Origin of the sequence: Streptococcus suis (genome assembly GCA_002831545.1) — a bacterium.
Classification (GTDB): Bacteria; Bacillota; Bacilli; order Lactobacillales; family Streptococcaceae; genus Streptococcus; species Streptococcus suis_P.
Genome location: CP025095.1, coordinates 322186 through 347203, shown reverse-complemented (window position 1 = coordinate 347203; position 25018 = coordinate 322186). Strand labels below are relative to the sequence as shown.

18 protein-coding genes and 2 pseudogenes are annotated in these 25018 nt (G+C 41.2%); 3 read left to right on the top strand and 17 right to left on the bottom strand.

Annotated elements, in window-relative coordinates:
* Positions 1 to 663 precede the first annotated feature (663 nt).
* The 8 genes and pseudogenes from CWM22_01800 to CWM22_01765 form a co-directional block, all read right to left on the bottom strand.
* On the bottom strand, positions 664 to 1941 hold the full coding sequence (locus tag CWM22_01800; protein AUC90745.1) for an MATE family efflux transporter: 1278 nt from the start codon (positions 1939 to 1941) through the stop codon (positions 664 to 666).
* Positions 1938 to 3374 (bottom strand): ABC transporter ATP-binding protein, encoded by a 1437-nt coding sequence (locus tag CWM22_01795; protein ID AUC90744.1) that lies wholly within the window; start codon positions 3372 to 3374, stop codon positions 1938 to 1940. Before CWM22_01795 ends, CWM22_01800 begins: the two co-directional genes overlap by 4 nt.
* Positions 3338 to 3997, bottom strand: a complete 660-nt coding sequence (locus tag CWM22_01790) for an energy-coupling factor transporter transmembrane protein EcfT (protein AUC90743.1) — start codon at positions 3995 to 3997, stop codon at positions 3338 to 3340. Before CWM22_01790 ends, CWM22_01795 begins: the two co-directional genes overlap by 37 nt.
* The gene (locus tag CWM22_01785) at positions 3994 to 4587 is read right to left on the bottom strand and encodes a hypothetical protein (GenBank protein AUC90742.1); all 594 of its coding nucleotides are present in this window, start codon (positions 4585 to 4587) and stop codon (positions 3994 to 3996) included. The genes CWM22_01790 and CWM22_01785 overlap by 4 nt, the downstream gene beginning before the upstream one ends.
* Positions 4588 to 6250, bottom strand: a pseudogene (locus CWM22_01780) (ABC transporter ATP-binding protein). It abuts the gene before it with no gap.
* Entirely contained in the window at positions 6243 to 8009 is a 1767-nt protein-coding gene (locus CWM22_01775) for an ABC transporter ATP-binding protein (protein AUC90741.1), read from the bottom strand. Before CWM22_01775 ends, CWM22_01780 begins: the two are co-directional and overlap by 8 nt.
* Positions 8010 to 8154: 145 nt before the next feature.
* Positions 8155 to 9639 carry a threonine synthase gene (locus CWM22_01770; GenBank protein ID AUC90740.1) on the bottom strand — a complete coding sequence of 495 codons (1485 nt, stop codon included), beginning with the start codon at positions 9637 to 9639 and terminating at the stop codon, positions 8155 to 8157.
* A gap of 412 nt (positions 9640 to 10051) precedes the next feature.
* Complete coding sequence (locus CWM22_01765; protein ID AUC90739.1) at positions 10052 to 12703, bottom strand: bifunctional acetaldehyde-CoA/alcohol dehydrogenase; 2652 nt, start codon at positions 12701 to 12703, stop codon at positions 10052 to 10054.
* A 445-nt stretch (positions 12704 to 13148) separates the two neighbouring features.
* Here CWM22_01765 and CWM22_01760 point away from each other — a divergent pair, with 445 nt between their 5' ends.
* Positions 13149 to 14174, top strand: a complete 1026-nt coding sequence (locus CWM22_01760; GenBank protein ID AUC90738.1) for an alcohol dehydrogenase AdhP — start codon at positions 13149 to 13151, stop codon at positions 14172 to 14174.
* 80 nt (positions 14175 to 14254) lie between these two features.
* On the opposite strand, the gene CWM22_01755 is transcribed toward CWM22_01760, so the two are convergent.
* The 3 genes from CWM22_01755 to CWM22_01745 form a co-directional block, all read right to left on the bottom strand.
* The gene (locus CWM22_01755; protein AUC90737.1) at positions 14255 to 15538 is read right to left on the bottom strand and encodes a histidine--tRNA ligase; all 1284 of its coding nucleotides are present in this window, start codon (positions 15536 to 15538) and stop codon (positions 14255 to 14257) included.
* A gap of 114 nt (positions 15539 to 15652) precedes the next feature.
* Positions 15653 to 16354, bottom strand: coding sequence for a hypothetical protein (locus CWM22_01750; GenBank protein ID AUC90736.1), 702 nt, complete (start codon positions 16352 to 16354; stop codon positions 15653 to 15655).
* A gap of 281 nt (positions 16355 to 16635) precedes the next feature.
* Positions 16636 to 19254: a surface exclusion protein gene (locus CWM22_01745; GenBank protein AUC90735.1), complete on the bottom strand. Its 2619-nt coding sequence runs from the start codon at positions 19252 to 19254 to the stop codon at positions 16636 to 16638.
* 325 nt (positions 19255 to 19579) lie between these two features.
* On the opposite strand from CWM22_01745, the gene rpmF reads away from it, so the two are divergent.
* Positions 19580 to 19762, top strand: a complete 183-nt coding sequence (gene rpmF, locus CWM22_01740) for a 50S ribosomal protein L32 (GenBank protein AUC90734.1) — start codon at positions 19580 to 19582, stop codon at positions 19760 to 19762.
* A gap of 15 nt (positions 19763 to 19777) precedes the next feature.
* Complete coding sequence (gene rpmG / locus CWM22_01735) at positions 19778 to 19927, top strand: 50S ribosomal protein L33 (GenBank protein ID AUC90733.1); 150 nt, start codon at positions 19778 to 19780, stop codon at positions 19925 to 19927.
* A gap of 104 nt (positions 19928 to 20031) precedes the next feature.
* Here the strand turns inward: rpmG and CWM22_01730 are convergent.
* The 6 genes and pseudogenes from CWM22_01730 to CWM22_01705 all read right to left on the bottom strand — a co-directional run bounded on the left by CWM22_01730 (position 20032) and on the right by CWM22_01705 (position 24772).
* Positions 20032 to 20109 (bottom strand): annotated as a pseudogene (locus CWM22_01730) (FanG protein).
* 87 nt (positions 20110 to 20196) lie between these two features.
* Entirely contained in the window at positions 20197 to 21000 is an 804-nt protein-coding gene (locus CWM22_01725) for a conjugal transfer protein (GenBank protein AUC90732.1), read from the bottom strand.
* Positions 20990 to 21451 carry a hypothetical protein gene (locus tag CWM22_01720; GenBank protein AUC90731.1) on the bottom strand — a complete coding sequence of 154 codons (462 nt, stop codon included), beginning with the start codon at positions 21449 to 21451 and terminating at the stop codon, positions 20990 to 20992. Before CWM22_01720 ends, CWM22_01725 begins: the two co-directional genes overlap by 11 nt.
* Before the next feature lie 27 nt (positions 21452 to 21478).
* Positions 21479 to 22795, bottom strand: coding sequence for a beta-carotene 15,15'-monooxygenase (locus tag CWM22_01715; GenBank protein AUC90730.1), 1317 nt, complete (start codon positions 22793 to 22795; stop codon positions 21479 to 21481).
* A complete protein-coding gene (locus tag CWM22_01710) occupies positions 22789 to 23538 on the bottom strand; it encodes an ABC transporter ATP-binding protein (GenBank protein ID AUC90729.1) in 750 nt (249 codons plus the stop codon). Before CWM22_01710 ends, CWM22_01715 begins: the two co-directional genes overlap by 7 nt.
* Positions 23539 to 23614: 76 nt before the next feature.
* A complete protein-coding gene (locus tag CWM22_01705) occupies positions 23615 to 24772 on the bottom strand; it encodes a hypothetical protein (protein AUC90728.1) in 1158 nt (385 codons plus the stop codon).
* Positions 24773 to 25018 lie beyond the last annotated feature (246 nt).

Sequence of the window (25018 nt, the reverse complement as noted above, 5' to 3'; positions counted from 1 at the left end):
TATTCAACAAATAGTATAAAATTGAGACCAAAATGGAGAGAATGGGGAGAAACGCTTTTTGTGTTTTCATTAACATTATTATTTCAGTTGGTGTAAACAGGTATAAACTCCGGTAATTATAGATTTTCATTGAATATCAGTTTACTTTTAGTAAAAGGCAACGAGCTACCAGTCACTTCTACAAAGTACAGCACAACTAGGTTAAATAATCCAGTGGAGTTAAACCGTTCATTGAAATGTTTCAGCCCGAGCATAAAAATGCGAAAGCTAGGTTGAGCTAGAAATAGAGAATGGCGGAGCTATCATAGATGTCTTGCCCAGCTTTTCTTGCATTGAATTATAACGAATTGAATTTAAAACAGGACGTGTTTGCATTTATAAATTTGAAAATTTTAGAGTTATTTTGAGAGTGGGCTACTGACACTATAACTTGATGCTAGACTTTTCCTAATTCAAACAACTATAACCAAAGGTATTGTCTAAACGACCATAAATTTCCAGGTAAATGGATAAAATTTTCAAAACACATAGAAACACGAAAACAGCCGACCGCAGTCGACTGTCTTCTAGGAGATTATATGAAAAAGAATTTCGCTATTTCTAGCTTGATGATAGTATATATCTACAAACTTAAACGAAACTGAAAGTTTTCTTAGATATTCCTTAATCCGTTTTAACTTTTCCTACCCTCTTATATTGAACATACAAAAGTCCTGCACGAAAGGCATTGTCTACTATGGTTGCTATCCAAATGGCCTGCAACCCCAACTGAAAGATACCTACAAGCAAATAAGCAAGACCTATGCGGACCAGCCACATCCCTAAACTAGTTGCATAGAAGGGTAGCTTGGCATTGCCCAAGCCCTGCCACAAGGCAGTTAAAATAAGGGTAGCTGCTGTAACAGGAACTCCGAGCATAGAATAGAGTAGGACTGTCTGACTGGCTTGAACTACTTGAGGCTCTCTTGAATACAGACTGGTCAAAAACGGACCTGCAAAATAAGTCGTTGCCGCCATCAAAAGCATAAATATGAGTGATAGGTGCAAACTCGTTTTAAAAATCCTTTGAACCGCTAACTGATCCTGTCGATGTTGAGCCGTCAAAATAATGGTTGCTGTAGCAATGCTCATGGCTGGCATATAGTTAAACTGGGTTAGCGTTTCTCCAATAGCATTGCCTGCTACAACTGCTGTTCCAAGGCTAGTTATCAAGGCAACAACCACCACATCTCCAGCCCGCATCATCAGGCGTTCCCCAGTAGCTGGTAAAGCAAGACGAATGAGTTCTACATCCCAAGACCATGTCCATTTTTCAAAAGGGATAGACAGCTTTGCCCACAGCAGAAAACAACCTACCAGCCGTGATAAGACTGTTCCAAGTGCAACTCCAGCCACGCCAGCATGAAGCACGAAAACAGCAAAAGCCGAAAAGAGAGCGTTGAGGAGATTGGAAAGCAGACTGATATACATAGGAAAACGAGGCTGACCTAAAGCCCTTAACATAGCCCCAAAACTCATCATCAGACCGAGAAAGAGAATGTCTCCACCAACCAAGATGAGATAAAGACCACCTGCCTTGGCAACAGCAACTTCAGCTCCCAAACCTATCAGCAAGGACGGACCTGCCAAAACTGCAACCACCCCTAAAACCAAGCTGACAAATAGGGTCACTTTAAGACCTTCACTAGCAAGATAGCTCACCTTCTCAGTCTTACCCTGTCCCAGCATTTGAGCCAAGCGTGCAGAAATAGCTGCCGCTAGAGCAATAAATAGTGCCTGATAAACCGCCAAGATATTATTAGCTAAAGACACTCCTGAAAGGGCAACAAGCCCAAGACTAGCTACCAGATAGGAATCCACCATCCCCATCAGCATTTGAAGAATATTTTCTGCCATGGCAGGCAAAGCAATCCTTAGTATTTCTTTCCTCTGTTTGTTCATACTCCCCATCTCAACTGTTTGATATCCACTATTTTATCACAAACCAGCTCCAAGAGTTCTTCGTCATGGGAAATCAATAGCACTAATTTATTTTTCTTTTTTACTTCAAGAAGAGCCCTGCCTACTTCCTGCATCTGTCTTAAATCCAAACCGCTAGTTGGCTCATCAAAGACAAGAATCTCCTTGTCCGCCAATAAGCTAGCCACCATCATCAAGCGTTGCTGCTCACCACCCGACAAACTGACTGGGTGCCTATCCAGCAAGTCCTCCAAGCGAAAACGGCTGACCAAATCCTCATCAATTTTCTCATCTTTTTGACCCAAGGTTAGTTCCCTAGCAACTGTTTCAGAAAAGAGTTGCAGACGGACCTCCTGCATGACAAAGGCTGTTTTTTCAAGGCGTTGGCGACTGGTCAAGGACTGCCCCTGCCAAGAAATCCTAGCCTTCTTATCATCTGCCAGACCAACCAAAAATTGAGCCAAACTCGTCTTGCCAGAGCCATTAGGACCAACCAGACCAACCACCTGACCTGGTGCCAAGCAGAGTTTTTCAATCTGGTATAGAAGGTTTCCTGACTGGCTGACAGACAAATTCTCAACAAGCAAACCTTGCTCATCACTGACAAACTGACTGGCTCGCTCTGCTATTGCTCGTCCATAAGGTGCCGAATCATAGCAACGCAAGCCCATATCCTGACGGCACTCTTCTGTCCGACTTAAAAACTCATCTGCTAGATAATCCGTCACCACTTGCCCATCTTGAAAATATAAATAGCGATCTGCCAATTGACTGAGATAAGACAGTCTATGCTCGGCAATAATAATGGTCTTGCCTTGGCTTTTTAAAGTTTTCAAGATGTCCTCTACAATCACAATCCCTTCCTGATCTAGGTTGGCAGTCGGCTCATCTAAAACCAAGACATCTGTCCCTTGCATAGCTGCAACGGCCAAGGCTAGACGTTGTTGCTGACCACCTGATAGACTGGAAATCGTTCGCTGACTAAGAGAAGCCAAACCAAATAATTCCATAACCCAAGCCAGGCGATTCTCGATTTCTTCTCTTGACAAACCCTGATTTTCACAAGGGAAGACCAATTCCTGCAAGACCTGACTATGAAAAAATTGAGTAGACGGATGCTGAAAGACTGAAGCAATGTGCCGAGATATTTCTTCCAGACTAGATTTTTGTAAATCCAAGTCCCCTAAGAAAATTTGTCCCGAAAGCTGAGCAGGATAATATTCTGGCGTCAAACCATTTAACACCTTGAGAAAACTAGACTTCCCAGAGCCACTCTCCCCACATAAAACAACACACTGGCCTTCTGGAATGGTCAGATCCTCTATCTGCAAGGCTGGTTTATCTGCTCCTGAATAAGTTAATGCTACATTTTTTACCGTCACAGCCGGACGAGAATCAGAAAACCGAGACAACATAAACAAAGACTCCAATCTAGCACGGTCCAAGACGACCGAATATATGCAGGTGATTTCGTAGATACAGCCAAACCTTTTGTCAGACTGGCTACTGTCAATTCCTGAGCTGTTCGCAAGAGAGACATCATCAAGGGAACCAAGAAAAACTCCATGTACTGGAGTGGCTTACAAACCACATCTCTCTTCCGTAAAAAAATTCCTCTAACCTTCAAAGAGGCACAAATCGTACGTGCATCCTGTTTAATGGCAGGTAAGAAACGAAACATTACTCCCAACGTCAAAAGAAATACCTCTGGCAGGTACCATTTCCGCAAACCATGAATGAGTTCGTAACCACTTGTCGTCATCAGTAATAGATGCCCTGCCAAAAGCGGAGGCCATGTATAGGTCAATACAAGCAACAAATGCGTCAGCCATGCTGGTAAAAATGTAATATAGGACAACAGACAAAAAATAGAATAGGCTATCGGACTCATTATAGCCATTTTCCGCTTTCCAGAAAACCAGAAAAGCAGGCTAAGGCCTAAGACCAGCACTGCATTTTCTAATATTGTAAGCCTCATCCCATAGGTAAAACTAGTGAAGATGACGAGAAGAATTTTTGTACGAGCATCTAATTTCATGAAAGATAACCTGATTGTTTAAAATAGCGCTGAAGCATGTATTGACCAAACAAACCACTGATAAGAGCTGTTAAGATAATGGTCGTTGACAACCATAGCACATTCTCTGGAGTGAAATCAAGCATGATACGAGCGATGTATTCTGCTGATTTTCCACGTGCCAAAAGATTGGCCTCATAGGCATCTCGCATGAACCACATAAGAATAATAGGTCCCAAGTTTCCAAAAGAGAAAATGACATAGCTAAGAAGATTGGTCCATTTTTGTTTATAGCGACCTGACTTCGCTACCATTTCTGCCAAAAAACCAAAGGTCAAACTTGGGAGAAAGGCCGCTGTCATATAGCCTGACAGGAAAAAGAAGCAGGCCATGACCGCACCCACCAAACTAATGGAACCAAATTTACCAACCTTGGCTACCAATAACATATAAACAGGTCCTGCCAAAAGGGCTGCTCCAGCAGGTGCATACATCATGTTACCCGAACGATCAAAAACCAAGCTCAACAAGGTTCCTAGACCCACACAAACAAAGTAGAGGGCAGCAAAAGCCCCTGTTACCATCAGATCTTTTACTTGTAATTTCTTCATTTACTTTTCCTTTACTAATTGCCCGTCTTCCAAGCGGAAAATGGTATCCGCACAGGCCATGGTCGAACTTCTATGAGAAATCAAGAAGACCATGCCCTGACAATGTTCCTTAACCAGTTGGATAAAGCGGGCTTCATTGAGCGAATCTAGGTTACTAGTTGGCTCATCAAAGATATAGCAGTCTGCATTTTTGAGCAAGGCCCGCATGAGTTCCAAACGTTGCCCTTCTCCTGCTGAAAAGTCACTAGCCTCTACTAGCGTATCCAAGCCCTGCGGTGCTGCCAAAATTCGTTCTTTCATGTGGCATTTTTCTGCCAAGTCCATGATGGTTTCGTCTGACACATCCATCCGCCCCAAGACAAGATTTTCCCGAATGGTCTGGCGGAAGATTTGCGGCACCTGTGGTACATAGGCAAAAGAGCCTTGCAAATGTGCCTTATCTACCTGCCGACTATCCAGGCCAGACAGGCGGATTTGGCCTTGCTGCCAGTCATACCACCGCATGATTAGTTTCATCAAAGTCGATTTTCCTGCACCGGACTCACCGACCAAACCAATAATCCCCCCCCTGTTCAAACTGGACAGACAGGTTGCGATAAAGCTCTGTTTCTCGGTCGTCATAGTCGAAGTCCAGTTGCTCAATAGCAATGTCCGTCATGCTGACCTCAACAAGCTCACCTGTTCGCTCTGCTTCTTTTTCATCCAAAAGAGCATAGATATTGCGACCAGCATTCATAGCCCGCTTGAAACCAAGCGGCAGACGGCTGAGCTCCAAGAAGGGAGCAAAGGAGCTAGTGAAAGAAACTAGCAGGGCTACTCCTGTCGCTAAGTCCAAACTCTGACTGCCAACCAAGTCGAAGGTCAGCCAGGCAAAGCCCATGATAGACAGGCCTACCACCAAGAAGGAAACGGCATACTGCATGAAGTTAGTTTGAGCGACCTTTCTCTCCTGACCATTGACCTCTTGGCTTTTCTGCGTCAGCTTGGCAAAACGAGCATCTGTCTGCTGGAACTGCATCAAGTCCTTCATGCTTTTGAGACTTTCAATAAAATAGGACACATAACCCTTGCGGCTGGCATTTTGCTCCTTGAGCAAGGGCTGTAACTGCTGAGCAAAACGATTTGGAATGGCAATCGCCAAAAGGGCATAGGTCACAAAAGCTAGAAGAGCTAACCCCCAACTAGATAGACCGAAATAGACTGTCAAACCAAGAGCCACCAGAATCCCTGTACAAATGGGTGCAATAGTATGGGCAAAGAAAACCTCCAAGGCCTCAATGTCCTCCCCAATCATCTTGAGCAGGCTACCACTGTCCTGCCGGTCCAATTTCCCAGGAGCCAAGGCCCGCAATTTTGCGAAAATCAAACGACGATAGGCCGCCAGGGTATGAAAGGCCACATAATGACCAAAGTAATGCTCGCCATAGCGGAAAGCACCCCGCAGAAGAGCTAGAATAACTAGGGCTCCCAAGGTCCATAGCGGAGCAGGATTGCCAGTAAGGGCATCAAAAGCCAGATAGACCAGCGTTACTGGAATAGCAATGGTCACCACCTGTCCCAAGACCGCAAAGCAAACCGCCACCGCAATCCGTGGCAAGAGGTGCTTCATGGACTGCAAGAGTCTCGGAATCAGCACACTTGTTGGCATTTCTTTCTTATCCATAAACGGCTTCCTCCAATTCTCTTTGTTGATTAACCAGCTGACCATAAGCCGAGCTAGTCTGATAAAGCGTGGCATGGTTGCCTGTCACAGCCCCCTCCGCAGACAAGAAGAGAATATCATCTGCCTGCTCCACCTGCTTCATCTTATGTGTAATAATAATAACAATCGCATCCTTGGCCACCAAGTTAATGAGGTCGTAAATCAAACCTTCATTGTCCTGATCAACGCTGGAGGTCACCTCGTCAAAGATATAAAGGGAGCGTTTGGTCAAGACCGCACGGGCACAGATAACCTGCTGGCGTTGACCAGGCGACAAGAAAGCATCATCATCACCAACAATCGTGTCCAACCCATCTGGCAAATGCTTAACAAACTGCAAGACCCCATGCTGATCTGCCCAAGCCAAGATGTCCTCCTTGGACCAATCACAAGCCATGCGTAAATTTTCATAGATAGACTGGTTAAGTAAGGTTGATTGGCCCGATACATAGAGGACCTGCTCATTCAGAGACAACTGGCTGACAGTCGAAACCTCCTGCTCACCTAAGTAAATAGCTCCCTTATCCGCCCGCAAGCGTCCCAAGAGCAGCTGGGCCAAGGTCGTTTTCCCCTGCCCTGACTCACCTGCCAAGGCATAGACCTTTCCAGCTGTCATGGTCATAGAAATATCTTCTAGGACTGGCTTTTCTCCGTAGACAAAGGCCAAATCTTCTAGTTTTAGACTGTCAAAAGCAGGCACATGGACAGAATCGATTTCCTGCTCCGCTGTCATACTGTCCAAGAAACCAAAAATGCGATCCGCCATCTTGGTATTCATCATAACCAAGTGCATACCGTAGCCCTGCTCCCGTATGGGTGCAAAAAACTCCGTCGCAATGAGGACAAAGAAAAGCATACTAAAGAGGGACAAATTGCCTGCCGCTAGGCTATTGACCGCCACAAAACCAGACAAGCCAATCCCCAGATACATGACCGTATCCATGTAGCCCACCGCTTGCAGCTGAAAACTGAGCAACTCCATGGTCGCATCGCGGAAGTCCTCGGCCTGCTCATTGAAGGTCTTCTCATAAGTCTCATCCGCCTGATAGGAATAAAGGGTATTAAGCCCCTTGAGGTCGTCTAGGAAAAGATTGCCCACATCCATGTAGGAGCCCCAGTAGCGATTCATAATCCGCTTGGACCGCTTCTGCATAGCGATGATAGAAATGGGAATCAGAGGCAAAGCCAAGATGAAAATGACCGCACCCAGCGGGAAAATCAGAAAAACCAGCAAGAGAACGGTCGCACAGTTGAACTGGGTCCGCAGAGAAGATGCCATGTAGTAGGAATAGTAGGTATCCAGGCTATCAATCCCCTGTGAGGCGATGTTAAAGACATCCGCCGCTGTCGCTTTTGACTCAAACTGACCGTCCTTGGCCAAGAGAGCCTCGAAGAAGGACTGTTTGAGCGAATCCCGAGCAAACTGGGAACCCAAGCCCTGCAAACGCTTAGCAATCAAAGCCGCACCATAACCAAAGGCATTGAGACCTAGCAAGATGAGGACAAACCGTACTAAATCAACCTGTCCGCCCTCATAGTAGGTCACAAAACCCTTAGCAATCAGGTAGAAGGAAATAATCCGCATCAAAAATTGCACCCAGGATAGAAAGGCCGCCAAATAGACCAGCTTCATCTTGGGCTTGATGCGTTCTTTGAGCCGCTTCAAGAGGGCTTTTTCTTTTCTCTGGAGATTTTCTCCTGTTCTTGTGCCATAGTTCACCTATTTTTTCATTTTATCATCACACTGATGTGTGTCAAACTAGCTCCTATTATACCATTCTTTGAATTGTCTGTAAATTTTAATTTAAACAATACAAAGAAAACAAACTGCTCAGCTGAACAGTTTGTTAGCAATCATTTATAGATTAAACACCCAAATAGCGTTCTACCTCAGCCTGCATAGCTGCTGCTGCAACAACGGTAGTGTGGCGAATAGGTGCCGTTTCCAAGCCGTCCACAGCTGGCGGCAGGGCTACACCTGAAATCTCATGCAGTTTAGCAAGGGCTTCAAAGTCGGTCAAGCCTGACTGGCCTGTCACAGCCTCTACCGCAACCACTGGGAACTTATAAGGACTGGCTGTAGAAGCAATCACTGTCGGAGTTTGGTCACCTGTTTGCTCCACATACTGTTTATAGACAGCTGAAGCAACAGCCGTATGTGGATCTTCAATGTAGTCTGACTCGTCATAGACTCGCTTGATTTCTGCAGCAGTTTCTTCTTCTGTCGCAAAGGCGGCAGCAAAGAGAGAGAGGATTTCCGCGTCAGCTCCTTGAATATCATACTGACCAGCCGTGTTCAAGGCTTCCATGAGCTCGGCTGTTTTTGCAGCGTCATTGCCAAAGAGATGGAAAATCAACCGCTCCAAGTTAGAAGACACCAAGATGTCCATGGACGGACTGGTGGTCACGCGGAAGGTACGGTTCTTGTCATAAACGCCAGTCGAGAAGAAGTCGGTTAGGACATTGTTATCGTTGGAAGCACAGATGAGCTTGCCAACTGGCAGACCGATTTGCTTGGCGTAATAAGCCGCCAAGATGTTCCCGAAGTTTCCTGTTGGAACGGTGAAGTTGACCTTGTCGCCCGCAGCAATCTCGCCAGTCTTGACCAGCTGAGCATAGGCATAGACATAGTACACAATCTGTGGCACCAAGCGGCCGATGTTCATAGAGTTGGCAGATGAAAACTGGAGTTTCTTAGCCACCAATTTGGCACGGAGGGCCTCATCGTTGAACATCTGCTTAACGTTGGTTTGAGCATCGTCGAAGTTTCCATCAATGGCCACCACGTGCGTATTAGCCCCTGTCTGCGTGGTCATCTGCAATTCTTGGACCTTAGACACCCCATCGCGTGGGTAGAAGACAATGATTTGCGTGCCTGGGACATCCGCAAAGCCAGCCATAGCCGCCTTGCCTGTATCGCCTGAAGTCGCTGTCAAGATGACAATCTCGTTTTCCAAACCATGCTTTTTAGCCGCAGTTGTCATCAAGTAAGGCAGGATAGACAGTGCCATATCCTTAAAGGCAATGGTTGAACCTCGGAAGAGTTCCAAATTGTACTGACCGTTGAGCTTAACAACTGGGGCAATAACTGGCGTGTCAAACTTGCTGTCGTAGGCATTGTTGATACAGTAGTCCAGTTCATCTGCCGTAAAATCATCCAAGAAAGCCGACAAAATCAGCTTGGCAACTTCTTGATAAGAAGCGTCTTTGAGAACTGAAAAATCCAAGTCAACTGTTGGAATGGAAATCGGTGTAAACAAACCACCATCTGTCGCCAAGCCCTGCAAAATCGCCTGACTAGCCGATACAGTATTTTTAGCATCGCGTGTTGATTGATAAACTAGTGTCATGGTATCCCTCATAAAAAATCTATTTTTTCTATTCTACCATAAATTGACAGAAAATTGTGAAAGATAGATAGAAAAGTCTTTTTTTCTCGGCTAAACCCTAACTTTCCAACCACTTTCGCTTTTTACAGAATCTCCACCATTATTTCTAAACAAACAATCCCCTATTTTTAAAATAGAGGATTGTCTTACGATATTTGGAGGCAATTTACCTGTAAATCCTACTCCGTTCAACTGAGTAGGATACGATTTGCTACTCCTACCTAGACTTTTTCTAGTCCTAAGTCTTTCTAGGCAGATTGACGAAACTACCCAAACCATCAAGGAATGATTTTCTAAACGAGACAAGGCAAAGCGACGTAGGCATAACTAAAGTTAGGCAAGGAGCTTTAACGGTGTATCGTGACGAAAATCCTTACTTGATGCGACCTGGACGTTCTTTGTAACCGTAGTAGGCATCTTCGATGATTTCTTGCATGTGGTCAACCATTGCTAGACGTGGGTTAGCTGGGGTACATTGATCTTCGTAGGCAAGAAGAGCCAATTCGCGAGAGTGTTCTTTGAGTTCTTTCTCGTCGATACCTTGTGCTTTCAAGTTCATTTGGATACCGATGCGTTCACCGAGGTCGTAAACTGCTTGTGCGTATGCTGCAACAGCTTCTTCTGGTGTTGAGCATGGCAAGCCTAGAAGACGAGCGATGTCTTGGTATTTTTCATCTGCTTTATAGTAGTTGTACTTAGGCCATGTAGCTGTCTTGGCTGGACGAGTACCATTGTAGCGGATAACGTATGGAAGCAAGATAGCGTTTGTACGACCGTGAACGGTATGGAAACGTCCACCAATCTTATGAGCCATTGAGTGAGAAATACCTAGGAATGCGTTGGCGAAGGCCATACCTGCCATAGTTGATGCGTTGTGCATTTTCTCACGTGATACAAAGTCAGCATTCTTCACTGAGCTTTCAAGGTTTTCAAATACTAGTTTGATAGCTTGAAGTGCTAAACCATCTGTAAAGTCGTTGGCTACTGTTGAAACATATGCTTCTGTAGCGTGAGTCAATACGTCCATACCAGTATCGGCAGTAACGTGAGCAGGTACTGTCAATACGAGTGCTGGGTCAACGATTGCCACAGTTGGTGTCAATGAGTAGTCAGCGATTGGGTATTTACGGTTGTTTGCTTTATCAGAGATTACGGCGAACGGTGTTACTTCTGAACCTGTACCTGAGGTAGTTGGAATCGCGATAAACTTAGATTTCTTACCAAGTTCTGGGAACTTGAAGGCACGTTTACGGATATCCATGAATTTTTGAACTAGGTCATGGAAATCAACTGTTGGTTGTTCGTAGAAGAGCCACATAACTTTGGCAGCATCCATTGGTGAACCACCACCGAGTGCGATGATTGTATCTGGTTTGAAGGTACGCATCAATTCTGTACCTTTATAAACCGTTGTGATGTCTGGATCTGGCTCAACGTCTGAGAAGATTTGGTAAACAACTTTATTACGACGAAGGTCCAATTGTTCGATGATACGATCTAGGAATCCAAGTTCTACCATGGCACGGTCTGTAACGATCATGACACGTTCAACGTCACGGCATTTTTGGAGATATTGGATAGAATCACGTTCGAAGTATGTTTTAGAAGGAACTTTAAACCATTGCATATTATTTCTACGTCTTCCTACTTTCTTGATGTTGAGCAAGTTCATAGCACTTACGTTATCACTGATTGAGTTGCGTCCGTAAGAACCACAACCAAGTGTCAATGATGGCAAGAATGCGTTGTAAACATCACCGATACCACCGAAAGTAGATGGAGAGTTCCAAATAACACGGATAGCACGTACGATTGTACCAAACTCTTTCGCCAATTCTGCGTCTTCCGTATGAATAGCTGCAGAGTGGCCGAGACCGTGGAATTCAACCATTTGGCGAGCTGCTTCAAGACCTTCTGCACGACCATCAACTTTCAAGACGGCAATAACAGGTGACAATTTCTCACGAGTCAATGGTTCTTTCTCACCGATTTCAGCAACCTCAGCTGCCAAGATGTTTGTACCTTCTGGCACTGAGAAGCCGGCCTGCTCAGCGATCCATGCAGCTGGGCGACCAACGATGTCTGCGTTCAATTTACCTTCAGCACAGTTTTTGCTGTTGGCTTTTACACCGAAGCAGTATTCTTCAAGAAGAGCTTTTTCTTTCTTATTAACGAAGTAAGTTTTGTAAGATTTGAATTCTGCTACAAACTCATCGTAAACTTCTTTATCAATGATAACTGCTTGTTCTGACGCACAGACCATACCGTTGTCAAATGACTTAGACATAACGATGTCATGTGCTGCCTGACGAATATTTGCTGATTTTTCAATATAGGCTGGAACGTTACCTGCACCTACACCAAGAGCAGGTTTACCACAAGAGTAAGCTGCACGCACCATTGCGTTACCACCAGTTGCAAGGATTGTTGCAATACCATCATGTTTCATCAACTCAGATGTTGCTTCCATAGATGGTTTTGTAATCCACTGGATACAGTTTTCAGGAGCACCAGCTGCCACAGCTGCTTCATAGACAACACGAGCTGCATGAGCAGAAGATTCTTGCGCAGATGGGTGGAAGGCAAAGACGATTGGATTACGTGTCTTCAAGGCAATCAATGATTTAAAGATTGCTGTAGAAGTTGGGTTTGTTGTTGGTGTGATACCACAAACAACACCGACCGGCTCAGCAATCAAAGTCAAACCTGTCACTTCATCTTCTTCGATAACACCAACAGTTTTCGTGTGGCGCATGTTATTGACAACGTGCTCACAAGCAAACAAGTTTTTAGTTGCCTTATCTTCGAATACACCACGTTTGGTTTCTTCAAAAGCGTGCATTGCCAATTCACCGTGCTTGTCAAGAGCAGCTACCGAAGCCTTAGCTACAATGTAGTCTACCTCTTCTTGACCAAGTTTGCGGAACTCATCAAGAGCAACCAAACCTTTTTGAACAAGCTCATCAACGTGCTTGCGAGCTTCTGCTAATTTTTCTTCTGGTGATACAACTTTTTTATCAGCCATTGTGTTCCTCCAAATTTTCATGTCAACATTTTGTTAACTTTTTCACAATGTTATTCTACAACTTTTTAAATTATTTGTAAAGAGAAATTGTTAATTTTTTCACATTTTTTCTGTTTTGTTATAGAAAGCGCTTACTTTTTCTTTTTTTCAGAAAACATTCAGATTTGTTTCTGCTTTGTTTGGTCGAAAAATATATAAAGTAAGACAAATCTTTATCATTTATTCTTTCTCTAACATTTACGATACTAGTTTGCTAAGAAAACGCTTCCATGTAAATAGATTTTTTTGAAAATTTTGTAGTAATTACGTGATAATTTTCAATTTTATATTCATTTGTTCCTCCTTCTCTACTCTTGCATTTTTGTTCACATTGTGATATTATTAACAAGAAAATATCTATATTAACACATTTAAAAAATGTGCTGCAATAAATAGGAGGTCTGCCATGAAAGCAGTTGTTGTTAATCCAGAATCTACTGGTGTTGTCGTTGTTGAAAAAGAACTTCGTCCACTTGAAGCTGGCGAAGCTTTGGTCCAAATTGAGTACTGTGGTGTTTGTCACACTGACCTCCACGTTGCCAATGGTGATTTTGGTAAGGTTCCTGGTCGCGTTCTTGGTCACGAAGGAATCGGTATTGTTACAGAAATCGCTCCTGATGTGACCAGCTTGAAGGTCGGCGACCGTGTCAGCGTTGCTTGGTTCTTCCAAGGCTGTGGTATGTGTGAATATTGTACAACCGGTCGCGAAACTCTCTGCCGTACCGTAAAAAATGCAGGCTACTCTGTTGACGGTGGTATGGCTGAGCAATGTATTGTAACAGCAGACTATGCAGTAAAAGTTCCAGAAGGTCTTGATCCAGCTCAAGCAAGTTCTATCACTTGTGCTGGCGTTACTTGCTACAAAGCGATTAAAGAAGCTCACTTGGAACCAGGTCAATGGATCGCTATCTATGGTGCTGGCGGACTCGGAAATCTTGCTGTACAATACGCTAAAAAAGTCTTCAACGCTCATGTTATCGCTGTAGACATTAATAATGATAAATTGGAACTCGCCAAAGAAGTTGGTGCAGATGTGACGATTAACGGACTTGAAGTAGAAGATGTTCCTGGATATATTAAAGAAATTACTGGTGGCGGTGCTCACTCAACTGTCGTAACGGCTGTTTCCAAAGTAGCCTTCAACCAAGCTATTGACAGTGTTCGTGCAGGTGGCTATGTAGTTGCTGTAGGACTCCCATCTGAATATATGGATCTCAGCATTGTCAAGACCGTACTAGATGGTATCAAGGTTGTCGGCTCTCTGGTGGGTACTCGTAAAGACTTGGAAGAAGCCTTCCACTTTGGTGCTATCGGTCTAGTTGTTCCAGTCGTTCAAAAACGTCCAGTCGAAGATGCTGAAGCAGTCTTTGATGAAATGGCAGCGGGAACTATTCAAGGCCGTATGGTACTTGACTTCTGCCACTCACACTAATGCGTTCTCCACTATTTTCAAGAAGTGATTATCCAATCGCTTCTTTTTTGCTTTCTAAAATAAAAAGAAGCAGCTTTAGACTACTGCTTCTCCAATTCTTCTAAAATACTTGCAAAATCTGTTTTGAGTGCTTCCAAGCTTGTTTCAACTTGACTTCTTGTCTGGTTATTCTTAACCACAACCAGTCCGCTTTCTAGCTCGCTTCCACCAAGTGTGATAATGGTCTTGGCTCCAAAGACATCTGCTGACTTGAACTGGGCCTTGAGCTTGCGGTCCAGATAGTCACGCTCTGCTCGGAAGCCTTGCTTGCGGATGGCTTGAACCAGCTCCAACGCTCCGCTATTGGCCTCCTGACCTAAAACCGCGATGTAAACATCTAACTGGGTGTCGAGAGGGAGCTCGATGCCCTGCTTTTCAAGGATTAGGATGAGACGTTCAATCCCCATACCAAAGCCAAAACCAGCGGTTTCTGGCCCACCGAAATAAGACACCAGGCCGTCGTAGCGACCACCAGCACAGATGGTCAGGTCATTGCCACCTACCTCTGTCATAAACTCGAAAATAGTATGGTTGTAGTAGTCCAAACCACGCACCATGTTGGTGTCAATGGTGTAAGCAATACCTAGGCTGTCCAACATAGACTTGACCGCTTCAAAGTGGATTCTACTTTCTTCATCCAAGTAATCCAAGATAGACGGCGCATTTTCCACCGCGACCTTGTCTTCCTTTTCCTTGGAATCCAACACACGCAGGGGATTTTCTTCCAAGCGACGCTGGCTGTCCTTAGATAGCTGGTCCTTGAGTGGGGTCAGATAGTCAATCAAAGCCTGGCGATAAGCGGCACGACTCTCGGGATTTCCCAGACTGTTGAGGTGGAGGCGAATGTCCTTGATTCCCAACTCTTCAAAGAAGTGATAGGCCATAGCAATGGTTTCTACGTCTGTCGCTGGGTTATTGGAACCAAAACACTCCACACCAATCTGGTGGAACTGGCGTAGACGACCAGCCTGCGGACGCTCGTAGCGGAACATTGGGCCCATGTAGTAGAACTTAGCTGGCTTTTGCACTTCTGGAGCAAAGAGCTTGTTTTCTACATAAGAACGGACAACGGGCGCTGTCCCTTCTGGACGGAGGGTAATATGACGTTCTCCCTTGTCATAGAAATCGTACATCTCCTTGGTCACAATGTCCGTCGTATCGCCAACCGAACGGCTGATCACCTCGTAATGCTCGAAGATCGGTGTACGAATCTCAGCGTAATTGTACTGCTTGAAAATATTACGAGCAAAATGTTCCACATACTGCCATTTAGCAGAATCCTGCGGTAGTAAATCCTGTGTTCCTTTTGGTTTTTGTAGTTTCATAGGTCTTCTCACTTCTCTATATCTTGCCCCTTATTTTATCATATTTTAGTCTTTTTTGGAAATGGCAGAGCAGACACAAAGCCGTGCCTACTGACACGACCTTGTTTAAAAAAACTATTTCTTATCCACAATCTGGAAATTCAAGTCGGCAACTTCGATTTCAACCTCAAGTTTTTCTTCGGAGTTGAGATTGAGGAGGTTTTCTAAGGCTGTTTCTGCAAAGGCCGCTACTTTTTCTTGGCGTCCTGCGTCATTCAATACTTCCTCGCTTGTCTTATAAATGGCTTCTTGGGATTTATCATTTAGAAATTCCTGAGCCTTTTGTCCAGAAGTGAAGACATCGACAGCCTTGTCTAGCAAACCATTGCTATTATTGCTGATTTTGATTTCTCCATGTTGCTGAGAATCAACTTCAACAAGCACAGGTTTCTTGAAGGTTAAGGTATTGTTTTGAATCTGAACATCAGACTGACCAATGCCCTCCAAGACCAGCTTGAACTCCGTCTGCACAGGAATATCAACGGACATTTCACGTCCTACAAAGAGCTTGGTAATGGGCTCTGTCCAGTCTGGCCATTCCTTTAATTTATTGTTTTCAAAGGTCTGGTTGGCAGTCGTCTCCACCTCAGCACCTGCTACAACCAGCTTGCTTTCCGCTTCAAACTTCTTAATGACAAATTCATATTGAACCTTATGGGTTCCCTGGAACCATGCTAGGATGCTATTTCTAAACCAGAAAATACCTATACCTAAAACCAGCAGCAAGACTAAGAGGCTAGCCAACTTTTTCGCAAAAAACTTTCCAACTGTTTTCATACAGTTCTCCTTTATATTGAATAATTGGAACTTGTCCTATAACCATTATATATATATATATATGCTGTCAAGTATTTTCTTTCTTTTTTGACTATTTTAGCAAAGTCCTAGATTTTTTTCTATTTCAACCCTTCTCAATAAGCATTACCATTCCAATAACGGTAAAAGAAATCATTAAAAATTCCCCAAAACTGTCGGAATAGAACAAGCTTTTCAATAATTTTGGCAATCCAAAAAATCTTCCTACTGTCATAGTAAGAAGATTTTTTCATTTTAGCCATCTATCCTTGTTTGCGTCTTCTTGCACTTGCAAGACCAAGACTAGACAATACTGCCACACCTGCGAGTGCCAACAAACTTGTTTGTTCCCCTGTGTTTGGCAAGGTCTTAGCACGGTCTACACGTGAGTAAGTAATACCTTGTGGTGTGACGGTGACACCTGCTTGTGGGTTCGTCACCACAACTTCACCGTCAACAACTGTTACATCTTTACCTTTAGTAATAGCGTCTTTGACTGCATCAATATCAATAGCTGGTTTTTCAGCAGCAGTTGGTGCATTTTTTGGTACTGCAACGATTGTTCCGTCTGGAAGTGTTGCAATGACATTGTCTTTTGCTTTGTTTTCAAGATCTTTGAGCTTGTTGTACTCTGCTTGAAGTTCAGCCAATTTGCTTTCTTCTGCTGCAAGTTTAGCAGTAACAGTTTCAAGTTTTTCTTGTGCTGTTTCAGCTTTAGCTTGTGCTTCAGTAAGAGCCGCTTGTTTTTCAGTAAGTGTTGCTTGAGCGTTAGCAAGAATTGCTGGTGCTTCAAGATAACCTTTCAACTCAGTAGCAAGTGCTTTTGCTTCTTCAACCAAACGGTCTTTTTCTGCAAGAAGAGCGTCTTTATCTTTATTCAAGCTATCAAGTGTAGCTTGTTGTTTAGCAAGTTCAGTCTTAGCTGTTTTAAGAGCTTCAGCTTTTGCAGTTGCAGTAGCTTGTGCTGTAGCAAGTTCAGCTTTAGCAGTATCAAGAGCTGCTTTCTTTTCAGCAAGATTTGCTGAGAAGTTGTCAACAGCTTTTTGAGCGTCTGCTTTGCGAGCTTCAGCGTTTTGAAGTGCAATAGTAGCAAGACGTAGGTTGTTTTCAGCAACTTGAGTTTGAAGCGGTGTTGCCGTAGCATCAGCAAGAGTTTTCTCTGCTTGAGTCTTCAATTCAAGAGCTTTAGCGTAATCTGAGCTTGCTTTTACAAGATTTGCTTGAGCAGTATCAGATGCGGCTTGTGCTGCTGATTGGTCTGCCTGAGCTTGAGTGAGTGTTGCTTGAAGTGTTGCTGGGTCGTTAGGGTTGGTGATTGGGGTGCCGTCATTTGTGAATGCTACAACCAACCAATAATCACCATTGATGTTAGCAATAGCAATACCAATATTATTTGCGAAGTTTAAGTTTGCTCGCAAGTGACCCCAATTTGATGGAGCATCTGCAAATGATGTTCCCAATAGAGCATTGTATACAGCACGTTTCAAATCTTCTTCAGTTTGAATGGTTGATTTTGAACCTAAACGAATTAGGTTTTCAGCACCAGCTCCGATATGTCCGTCTGTTAATGGGTTTGTTCCACGCGCTTCATATTGGTCAGCACGTAATTGTGCTAAATCAATGGCTGCTTGTGTGACAGCAGTTGATGTCAATCCATTTAACGCTTGACGAATTTGAGTTAAACCTTGTACATATAATTGTGAAGCTGAAATCTTTTGCTCATTTGTAAGATTATCAATATCAACAATTACTGATTTGCTGTCTTTACCGATTGATACCGTTGATTGTTCAATAACAGTAGCACCTGAATCAGTCATAAAGTCTGAGTCACCTTCGGCTTTATCAGCTTTGAATTGAGTCAAGTCTGCAATTGTAACAGTGTCAACATTTGCCAAAGCATCTGATGCTGTTTTAACAGCGTCATTTGTTTTATTGAGTGCGTCAGTTGTTGTTTTAGACTCATTTTGAGCAGCAGTCAATTTAGCTTTTGCTGTATCGACAGCGTCTGATTTTACAGCAACCTCAGTTTCAGCAGCTTTGATTTTTGCATCACGGTTAGCGTCAGCTTTCTTAGCGTCTTCAAAGGCTTGGGTTGCAGTATCAACGTTAGCGTTAGCATCTGTAACAGCTTTGCTTGCATTATCCAGGTTAGCTTGAGCTTCAGCAAGACCAGTACCAGAAAGGGCGTCTTGTGCTGATTTGACGTCTGCTTCTTTAGCAGTTACGTTAGCATCAGCGGCGTCTTTTTCTGCTTGAGCAGTATCAACAGCAGTTTGTGCGTCAGCGACAGTTTGATTTTGTGATGCGATTTCAGCGTTAACTTCATCTGTTTCAGTAGCGTTTGCGTCTTGGTCAGCAAGGTTTGCTGTTTGGTCAGCTTGGTTTGCTGCAATATTAGCAGGTGTTGCATTGGCAGCGTTAGCTTCTGCGTCAGATACAGCTTGTGTTGCTGTGTTAACGTCTGCTTGAGCAGTGGTAACGTCTTGGTTAGCTGTGTCTGCATCAGCTTGAGCGTTAGTTGCATCTTGAGCAGTAGCGTCAACAACAGCTTGTTGAGCTTCAAGAGCTGGTTTGACATCAGCTGATGTTTTAGGTGCTTCGACAGCAGTAGTTTCCGCGGCTGGTGCTTCAGTTGTAACTGGAGCCTCAACAGTTGATGTTGCCAATGATGCTTGAGCTTCTTCATAAGAAGAGTAAGTTCCATTTGGTTCAGATTTTACAATTTCGCCTGTGGCATGGTTAACAGTTTGCCACTCACCAGTCACACGGTTTAAGAAAATACCATATTGTGTGTCTGCTGATACGGTAGATGCACCAACGGTTGCAAGGGTGATAGCAGTAGTTGCCGCGATTTTGCCATATATATACTTGTTCTTTTTCATTATTTCCTCCTGTTTAGGCTAATAGGAAGGGCTTGGCCGAAGTGTCAAGCCCTGCTATACTAGTATAGCAGGCATTTTGTCAAGTTTTTTGCATGATTTTTGAGAAGTTTTTCAAAAAATTTTGGGGAAGAAAAATTAAGTGCAATACTTAAATAAAAATAGGAAAATAGGAAAATACAATTGAACAAATTTTTTTCAAAAAATCTGTCAAGTAACTTTACTTTACAAAAAACTTTTGTTATACTGTTAAAGTTGGCGAAAGTCATACACACTATTTTAGATTTAAAAGGGGCTTGGCCCTGACATTTAATGGAGGAAGAAAGAAATGGCAGTACCTGCACGTCGCACTTCAAAAGCGAAGAAAAACAAACGTCGTACTCACTATAAAGTAGCAGCTCCAACTGTGAAATTTGACGAAACTACTGGAGATTACTCACGTTCTCACCGTGTATCTTTGAAAGGATACTACAAAGGACGTAAAATCGCTAAGGCTGCTTCAGCTGAATAATAGAAGGGAGATACCATGCGCGTAAATATTACACTTGAACACAAAGAATCTGGTGAGCGTTTGTACCTTACTTCAAAAAACAAACGTAACACTCCAGACCGTCTTCAATTGAAAAAATACTCACCAAAATTGCGTAAACACGTTATTTTTACTGAGGTTAAGTAAGGGTTTCAGTACACGTCAACAGGCGTCAAAATATTGATTTAAAGCGATTTTTGAATTTTTGGATTTCAATAAATTGTGCTACAAATCAATAAGAACTCTACCTTTTACTCTACCTTTTTAGATAAATATATCATTTGGATATTGAAGTTAAGCCCTGCTATCATTTCGATAGCAGGGCTTTTTGATTTTTTATGTTTTTGCAGAGCTTTTATATTCCAAGTTACAATTTGTAGCTTTTCATATATTCTCACCTAAAAAATGTCTCTTTCCTAGATTTTTATTCCAATTACTGAGGCAAGCAATTTAATTCCTTCTGCTAAATCAGGGGTTAAGGCAACAGTAGTTGCGATGAATTTCATTGTATTAAAAGCTGAAGTCAAAATTGCCTTTTTAGGTTGTACTTCTTGAACCTCATTTTTAACAATCTCTAAGTTCTGCTTGAGTACTGATTTAGACTCACTATTTTCTACTGTTTCAATGGCATTTTCCACATTCTTTATAGCTCTAGAAAGTTCCTCTTTATTAATGATATTTCCTTGCTCAGCATTGACTGTACCACCATGTTCGGCAATATTTACTTGTACTCCTGAACTATTAATCGTTATATTATATGAACTGTCATTATCAAATCCCATATCTGTCGCAATATCCTTAATATACTCCTCAATTTCTAAAACAAATGGATAAATCAACCTATCTCCAAATGCTTTTGCCATATCTTGATATTTTTTACTATGTGCATAGTACCATCCAAAATTAGTTGTAGGCAACTTTTTAAGGGCAATATAGTCAAAAGCTCTATATAAAAGATAAGTTCTTCTACGGCTATCAGTCCCCAGTTCTAAAGCTTTACTTCCATATGAGGAAGCAATCCTATCAAGTTCTGATTCTAACCCCTCTATGTCATAAGCTAAACTTTCGACATAATCAAATATCAAAGATGTCCTCTTAATATAATCTAGAAATTCTATTAATGCATCTGTCTGTTCTTCGAAATAAGCATTCATCACATTTGAAGCCAATGTTCTAAATCTTCTACTAATTTTTCTAAGTTCTTTTTTATTAATCTCCATCTACTAACTCCCCACAAAACGGACAATAACCACCTTCGAATTTTGTTGTAGTTCGTAATTTTACTACTTTATCACAACACAAGTATTTTTTCTCTTCGAAGTCTCCAACCTTTCTTCCAATTGGCATTTCTGATTCTCTAGCTATCTTTTTACTTCCTTTAAATTGTATATTTTTATTGTTTCTAAATGTTCTCTCCATATCCTTCGAAAAATCATTTAATAAATCAGCAACATAGTTTTGAATTATATTTTCTGCCAAATCATTTACATCATCATCTAAATAATTATCACTCTTGAGACCACACTTAGGGCACCAAACATCTATCAAGCTATCATCATTTACATCTTGGACTTGAATCATAAATTTTTCACTACAAATTGGACATTTTAAAACAATAAATCCATCATTATCACTAGGAATAGGTATTTCAAAAATTTTATCACTTGGCATTGTAATCCTCTCTGTAACTTTTTCAATTTATCTATCTTTAAATAAATAAAACCCCTTTGTAATACTATAAAAGATAACTAACAAACAAAGAATAATAAGGCTAGGTTGCCAAAAACCTGCTATTTCTGCTAAACTCTGCCCTAAACGTTGCCCTATAAAGCGAACTAACATTAACACAATAGCATTAAAAATTACAGAGACAAATGAAATTATTATTGAGTGCATTATTGCTTCTGCAATGCGTATTTTAAAAAGTTGTAATTTTGTTGTGCCTAATATTTGTAACTGTCTAATATCTTCAATGTCTTTATTAGAAGATAATATTGTTATAGAAATAAAACTAGTAATAATAAGCACTATTGGTGCAGATAGATAGGCAATGAAGGAGGCTCTTGCTTCGTGGACACTATTTATAGTATTCATAAATGAGTACATATTTCTGGTATAGAGGATGAATCCAGAAATGAGAGTTACCCCCATAGTCATCGAAGTCTGTATACTCTTCAAATAACTAGGATTGTATAGTAGGTTCCAAAAACTTGTATTGATTGCATAATTTTCAGATGGGAGAATCTTCATTAATAATTTTATTAAACAAATCTGGGTGGACGGAGATAGAACTTGAATAATCAATATATGAGTAATCAATAAAAGTAAAATCATACCAGATTGTGTCACAATCACTTCTCTATTATTGGTAAAACCTGCTGAAATAATAATACCTATACACAGTAACCATAAGAATAGACGAACAGAAATATTAATAAACTTAGTCGCCTTAACTCTCCAATTTCTACCATTTGATTTTGAATTTGATTCTTTTTTTAATAATCGAATAGAATAAAAATAAGCTCCTAATCCAACAATTGTTGGTACTATTAAAATACTCAATAATACAGTCTGAATATTGGATGTAATAACCAAATCAGGTAATTCATCTCTTCCTAATAAATTTTGTAAAAATTTATAGTAACTATCTGTCACAACGAAGGAAAGGATTGTCCCAAAACTGCTAACAATGACTGCCATTATGGAAAATTGACCAGCTACAAGTAAAGATAGCTGAGATTTACTCGCACCTAAGATAGTCCATAACTCATAGTCCTTTTTAAATATGTCTATTAGCAATCTTATATTATTTGAAATGAGAAAAAATAGAGTAATACCTCCAAATATAATCAACATCTGAAAAAGTTGCGAAGCATTGATATTTGAAATTCTTGATGAGCTAGTAATGCCAAATAAAGATGTCCCAACAATTAGGCTAGATACAAGTAATAATGGAATTGTCCCAAACCATTGTCTCTTTGAATACTGAAACTGATACACAATAAGTCTTAACATATACTCTCACCTCTCTTGCCAATAGTTTCAAGAGCCTGATAAAGTTCTTCAGCTGATGGATTAGTAATTTCTTGCGAAATGTAACCATCTTTTAAAATAAATGCTTTATCTGTTTTAGATGCAAGCTCAATGTCATGTGTAACCATTAAAACACACTTCCCCTCATCAGCCATCTTTCTAAGCGATTCAAAAATCAATTTCCTAGAAATACTGTCTAAAGCACCAGTCGGCTCATCAGCAAAAATAACCTTACTATCTGATAAAATAGCACGAGAAATAGCAACCTTCTGCTGTTCTCCTCCTGATAGTGTTGATACTAATGACGATAGGTCGGCTTTAAAATTCAGATTATCCAATAAGGTTTTTACTTGATTCCTATCGGCAGTCTTCCCTGAAAGTCTTAGAGGTAGTGTAACATTTTCCAATGCTGGTAGAGCAGGAACTAGATTATAATTTTGAAAAATAATAGCAATGTCTTCACGTCTAAATTTAGCCAGTTTGCCATCTTTTAGCCTATATGGATTCACACCGTTTATAACAACCTCGCCACTAGATGGCTCTGATAAACTTGCTAAGCAATTTAGCAAAGTTGACTTTCCTGAGCCACTGATACCTAATATGGAGATAAATTCACCATAATCTGCGGATAATGTCACTCCCTTTAGTACCGACACCTTCTTATTTTTTTCCAGTAGAAAATCTTTTGTTAGGTCAATTGCATTAACAGCTACATTATTAAACATAGTATCCTCCTAATTTTAATTTTTTACTAAATGTTATTTTCGGTTAATGATTTACTAAATTAAAAATACATTAATACTATTCATGAATCCCTGCATTATCAAGTGATTCAAATAGAATGGAATCCACATTTAAACTTCTAAATATTTGATGTATTCGCCTAGAAATCTTATGTCTGAACATAGCTGAATCACTTATAAATTCTGTATCTTTTGATAAAGCAATCTCAAATTTTGTCAGTTCATATTTTTCAAATGAATAAATAGATTTTTTTAGCCCTTGAACTAATTCATCTCTAGAGAGCGATTCAGCATTTTCTGATAAATATTTTTTAATTAGCTTGTTCTTTATGATATCACCATCAATCACATATTCAAACGGTTGGCTAAACATTTGAAAAGTATTATTGAATTTTTCAAGAAGCCCCTCATTTATGAGTACACTCTCTAATGCTATTATTTGTGAGGGACAAATGAATTCCCATTTTTTGAAAAAACTTGAAATCTCTTGAAATCTTAGCTTTTCAACATCTCGTGCTGATTGATGAATAAACACTTTATCATTAACATTTTGGATGAACTCATCTATCACAGAAAACATTTCGGTTTGGAGGCTTTCCTGGGTTGATTTTTCTGACAGCCTAGAAAGGATTTCTTTGGGCGAATGTGGGTCAAGATAGAGAATTTTTGTAGGGTATTGTCGCCTCTCTATTTCGTGTTTCAATGCAAAAAGATATGGTTCTGTCATTAAAAATGGAATTTTCCCTTTGCCAAATGAGCCATTCAGTTCCTCATAAATCTCCCTCATTTCAACTTTATCAACATCATTCAGCAATTCATCAAAAGCTGATAAAATTATACTCTGCTCCAAATCCGAATCCAAAAAAAGCTTATCATATTTGGGAAATACATGTAGTTCCTCATAATACTCTTTTTCTGTTCCATCGCTATAATCTAGATAAAATTGTTCTTTTTGAGACCAACCATAAATAGTTTTCATAAACCAGTCATCGTCAGACTGGTCTTTTTTCCGTTTATGAATTTCCAAATAAGTGCCGATAATGTCTGAACGCAATATCTTTTGAATCTGACTACGTTTCATGGTTAAGTAATCACCATCTTTATCGTTATCAGGATTCCAATGCTTTCTCAACTCAGATTCAGCTTCCTCATATGTATACCATTTATTAGCTTCAATAATCTCTTTTACTTGTTGTTTGTCTTCCTTAGATAGCATGTGACTTCTGCCTCCTACTCATTTATATTTTACCATTTTCTAACGAAGAGCATAATACAAAAACTCATTAGATTTTGAGTAAGATAATAGTGTAAGAGAAATCTTGCAGAAATATTTAATACAGTCCCAAATGGTGGCCACCAAATGGAACGGATTGAAACAAATATGATGATATAGCGATAAAGGTTATATCTTGTATAGAATTGTTTCGCCGTCTATTTGGTGTGCTTTTTTGACACCTCGGCA

Excerpts from the sequence above, each read along its gene's own strand:
- rpmG (AUC90733.1), top strand. The coding sequence starts at position 19,778 with ATGCGCGTAAATATTACACTTGAACACAAAGAATCTGGTGAGCGTTTG.
- rpmF (AUC90734.1), top strand. The coding sequence starts at position 19,580 with ATGGCAGTACCTGCACGTCGCACTTCAAAAGCGAAGAAAAACAAACGT.
- CWM22_01790 (AUC90743.1), bottom strand. The coding sequence starts at position 3,997 with ATGAAATTAGATGCTCGTACAAAAATTCTTCTCGTCATCTTCACTAGT.
- CWM22_01785 (AUC90742.1), bottom strand. The coding sequence starts at position 4,587 with ATGAAGAAATTACAAGTAAAAGATCTGATGGTAACAGGGGCTTTTGCT.
- CWM22_01705 (AUC90728.1), bottom strand. The coding sequence starts at position 24,772 with ATGCTATCTAAGGAAGACAAACAACAAGTAAAAGAGATTATTGAAGCT.
- CWM22_01755 (AUC90737.1), bottom strand. The coding sequence starts at position 15,538 with ATGAAACTACAAAAACCAAAAGGAACACAGGATTTACTACCGCAGGAT.
- CWM22_01720 (AUC90731.1), bottom strand. The coding sequence starts at position 21,451 with ATGCCAAGTGATAAAATTTTTGAAATACCTATTCCTAGTGATAATGAT.
- CWM22_01745 (AUC90735.1), bottom strand. The coding sequence starts at position 19,254 with ATGAAAAAGAACAAGTATATATATGGCAAAATCGCGGCAACTACTGCT.
- CWM22_01710 (AUC90729.1), bottom strand. The coding sequence starts at position 23,538 with ATGTTTAATAATGTAGCTGTTAATGCAATTGACCTAACAAAAGATTTT.
- CWM22_01760 (AUC90738.1), top strand. The coding sequence starts at position 13,149 with ATGAAAGCAGTTGTTGTTAATCCAGAATCTACTGGTGTTGTCGTTGTT.
- CWM22_01765 (AUC90739.1), bottom strand. The coding sequence starts at position 12,703 with ATGGCTGATAAAAAAGTTGTATCACCAGAAGAAAAATTAGCAGAAGCT.
- CWM22_01750 (AUC90736.1), bottom strand. The coding sequence starts at position 16,354 with ATGAAAACAGTTGGAAAGTTTTTTGCGAAAAAGTTGGCTAGCCTCTTA.
- CWM22_01725 (AUC90732.1), bottom strand. The coding sequence starts at position 21,000 with ATGGAGATTAATAAAAAAGAACTTAGAAAAATTAGTAGAAGATTTAGA.
- CWM22_01800 (AUC90745.1), bottom strand. The coding sequence starts at position 1,941 with ATGAACAAACAGAGGAAAGAAATACTAAGGATTGCTTTGCCTGCCATG.
- CWM22_01715 (AUC90730.1), bottom strand. The coding sequence starts at position 22,795 with ATGTTAAGACTTATTGTGTATCAGTTTCAGTATTCAAAGAGACAATGG.
- CWM22_01770 (AUC90740.1), bottom strand. The coding sequence starts at position 9,639 with ATGACACTAGTTTATCAATCAACACGCGATGCTAAAAATACTGTATCG.
- CWM22_01795 (AUC90744.1), bottom strand. The coding sequence starts at position 3,374 with ATGTTGTCTCGGTTTTCTGATTCTCGTCCGGCTGTGACGGTAAAAAAT.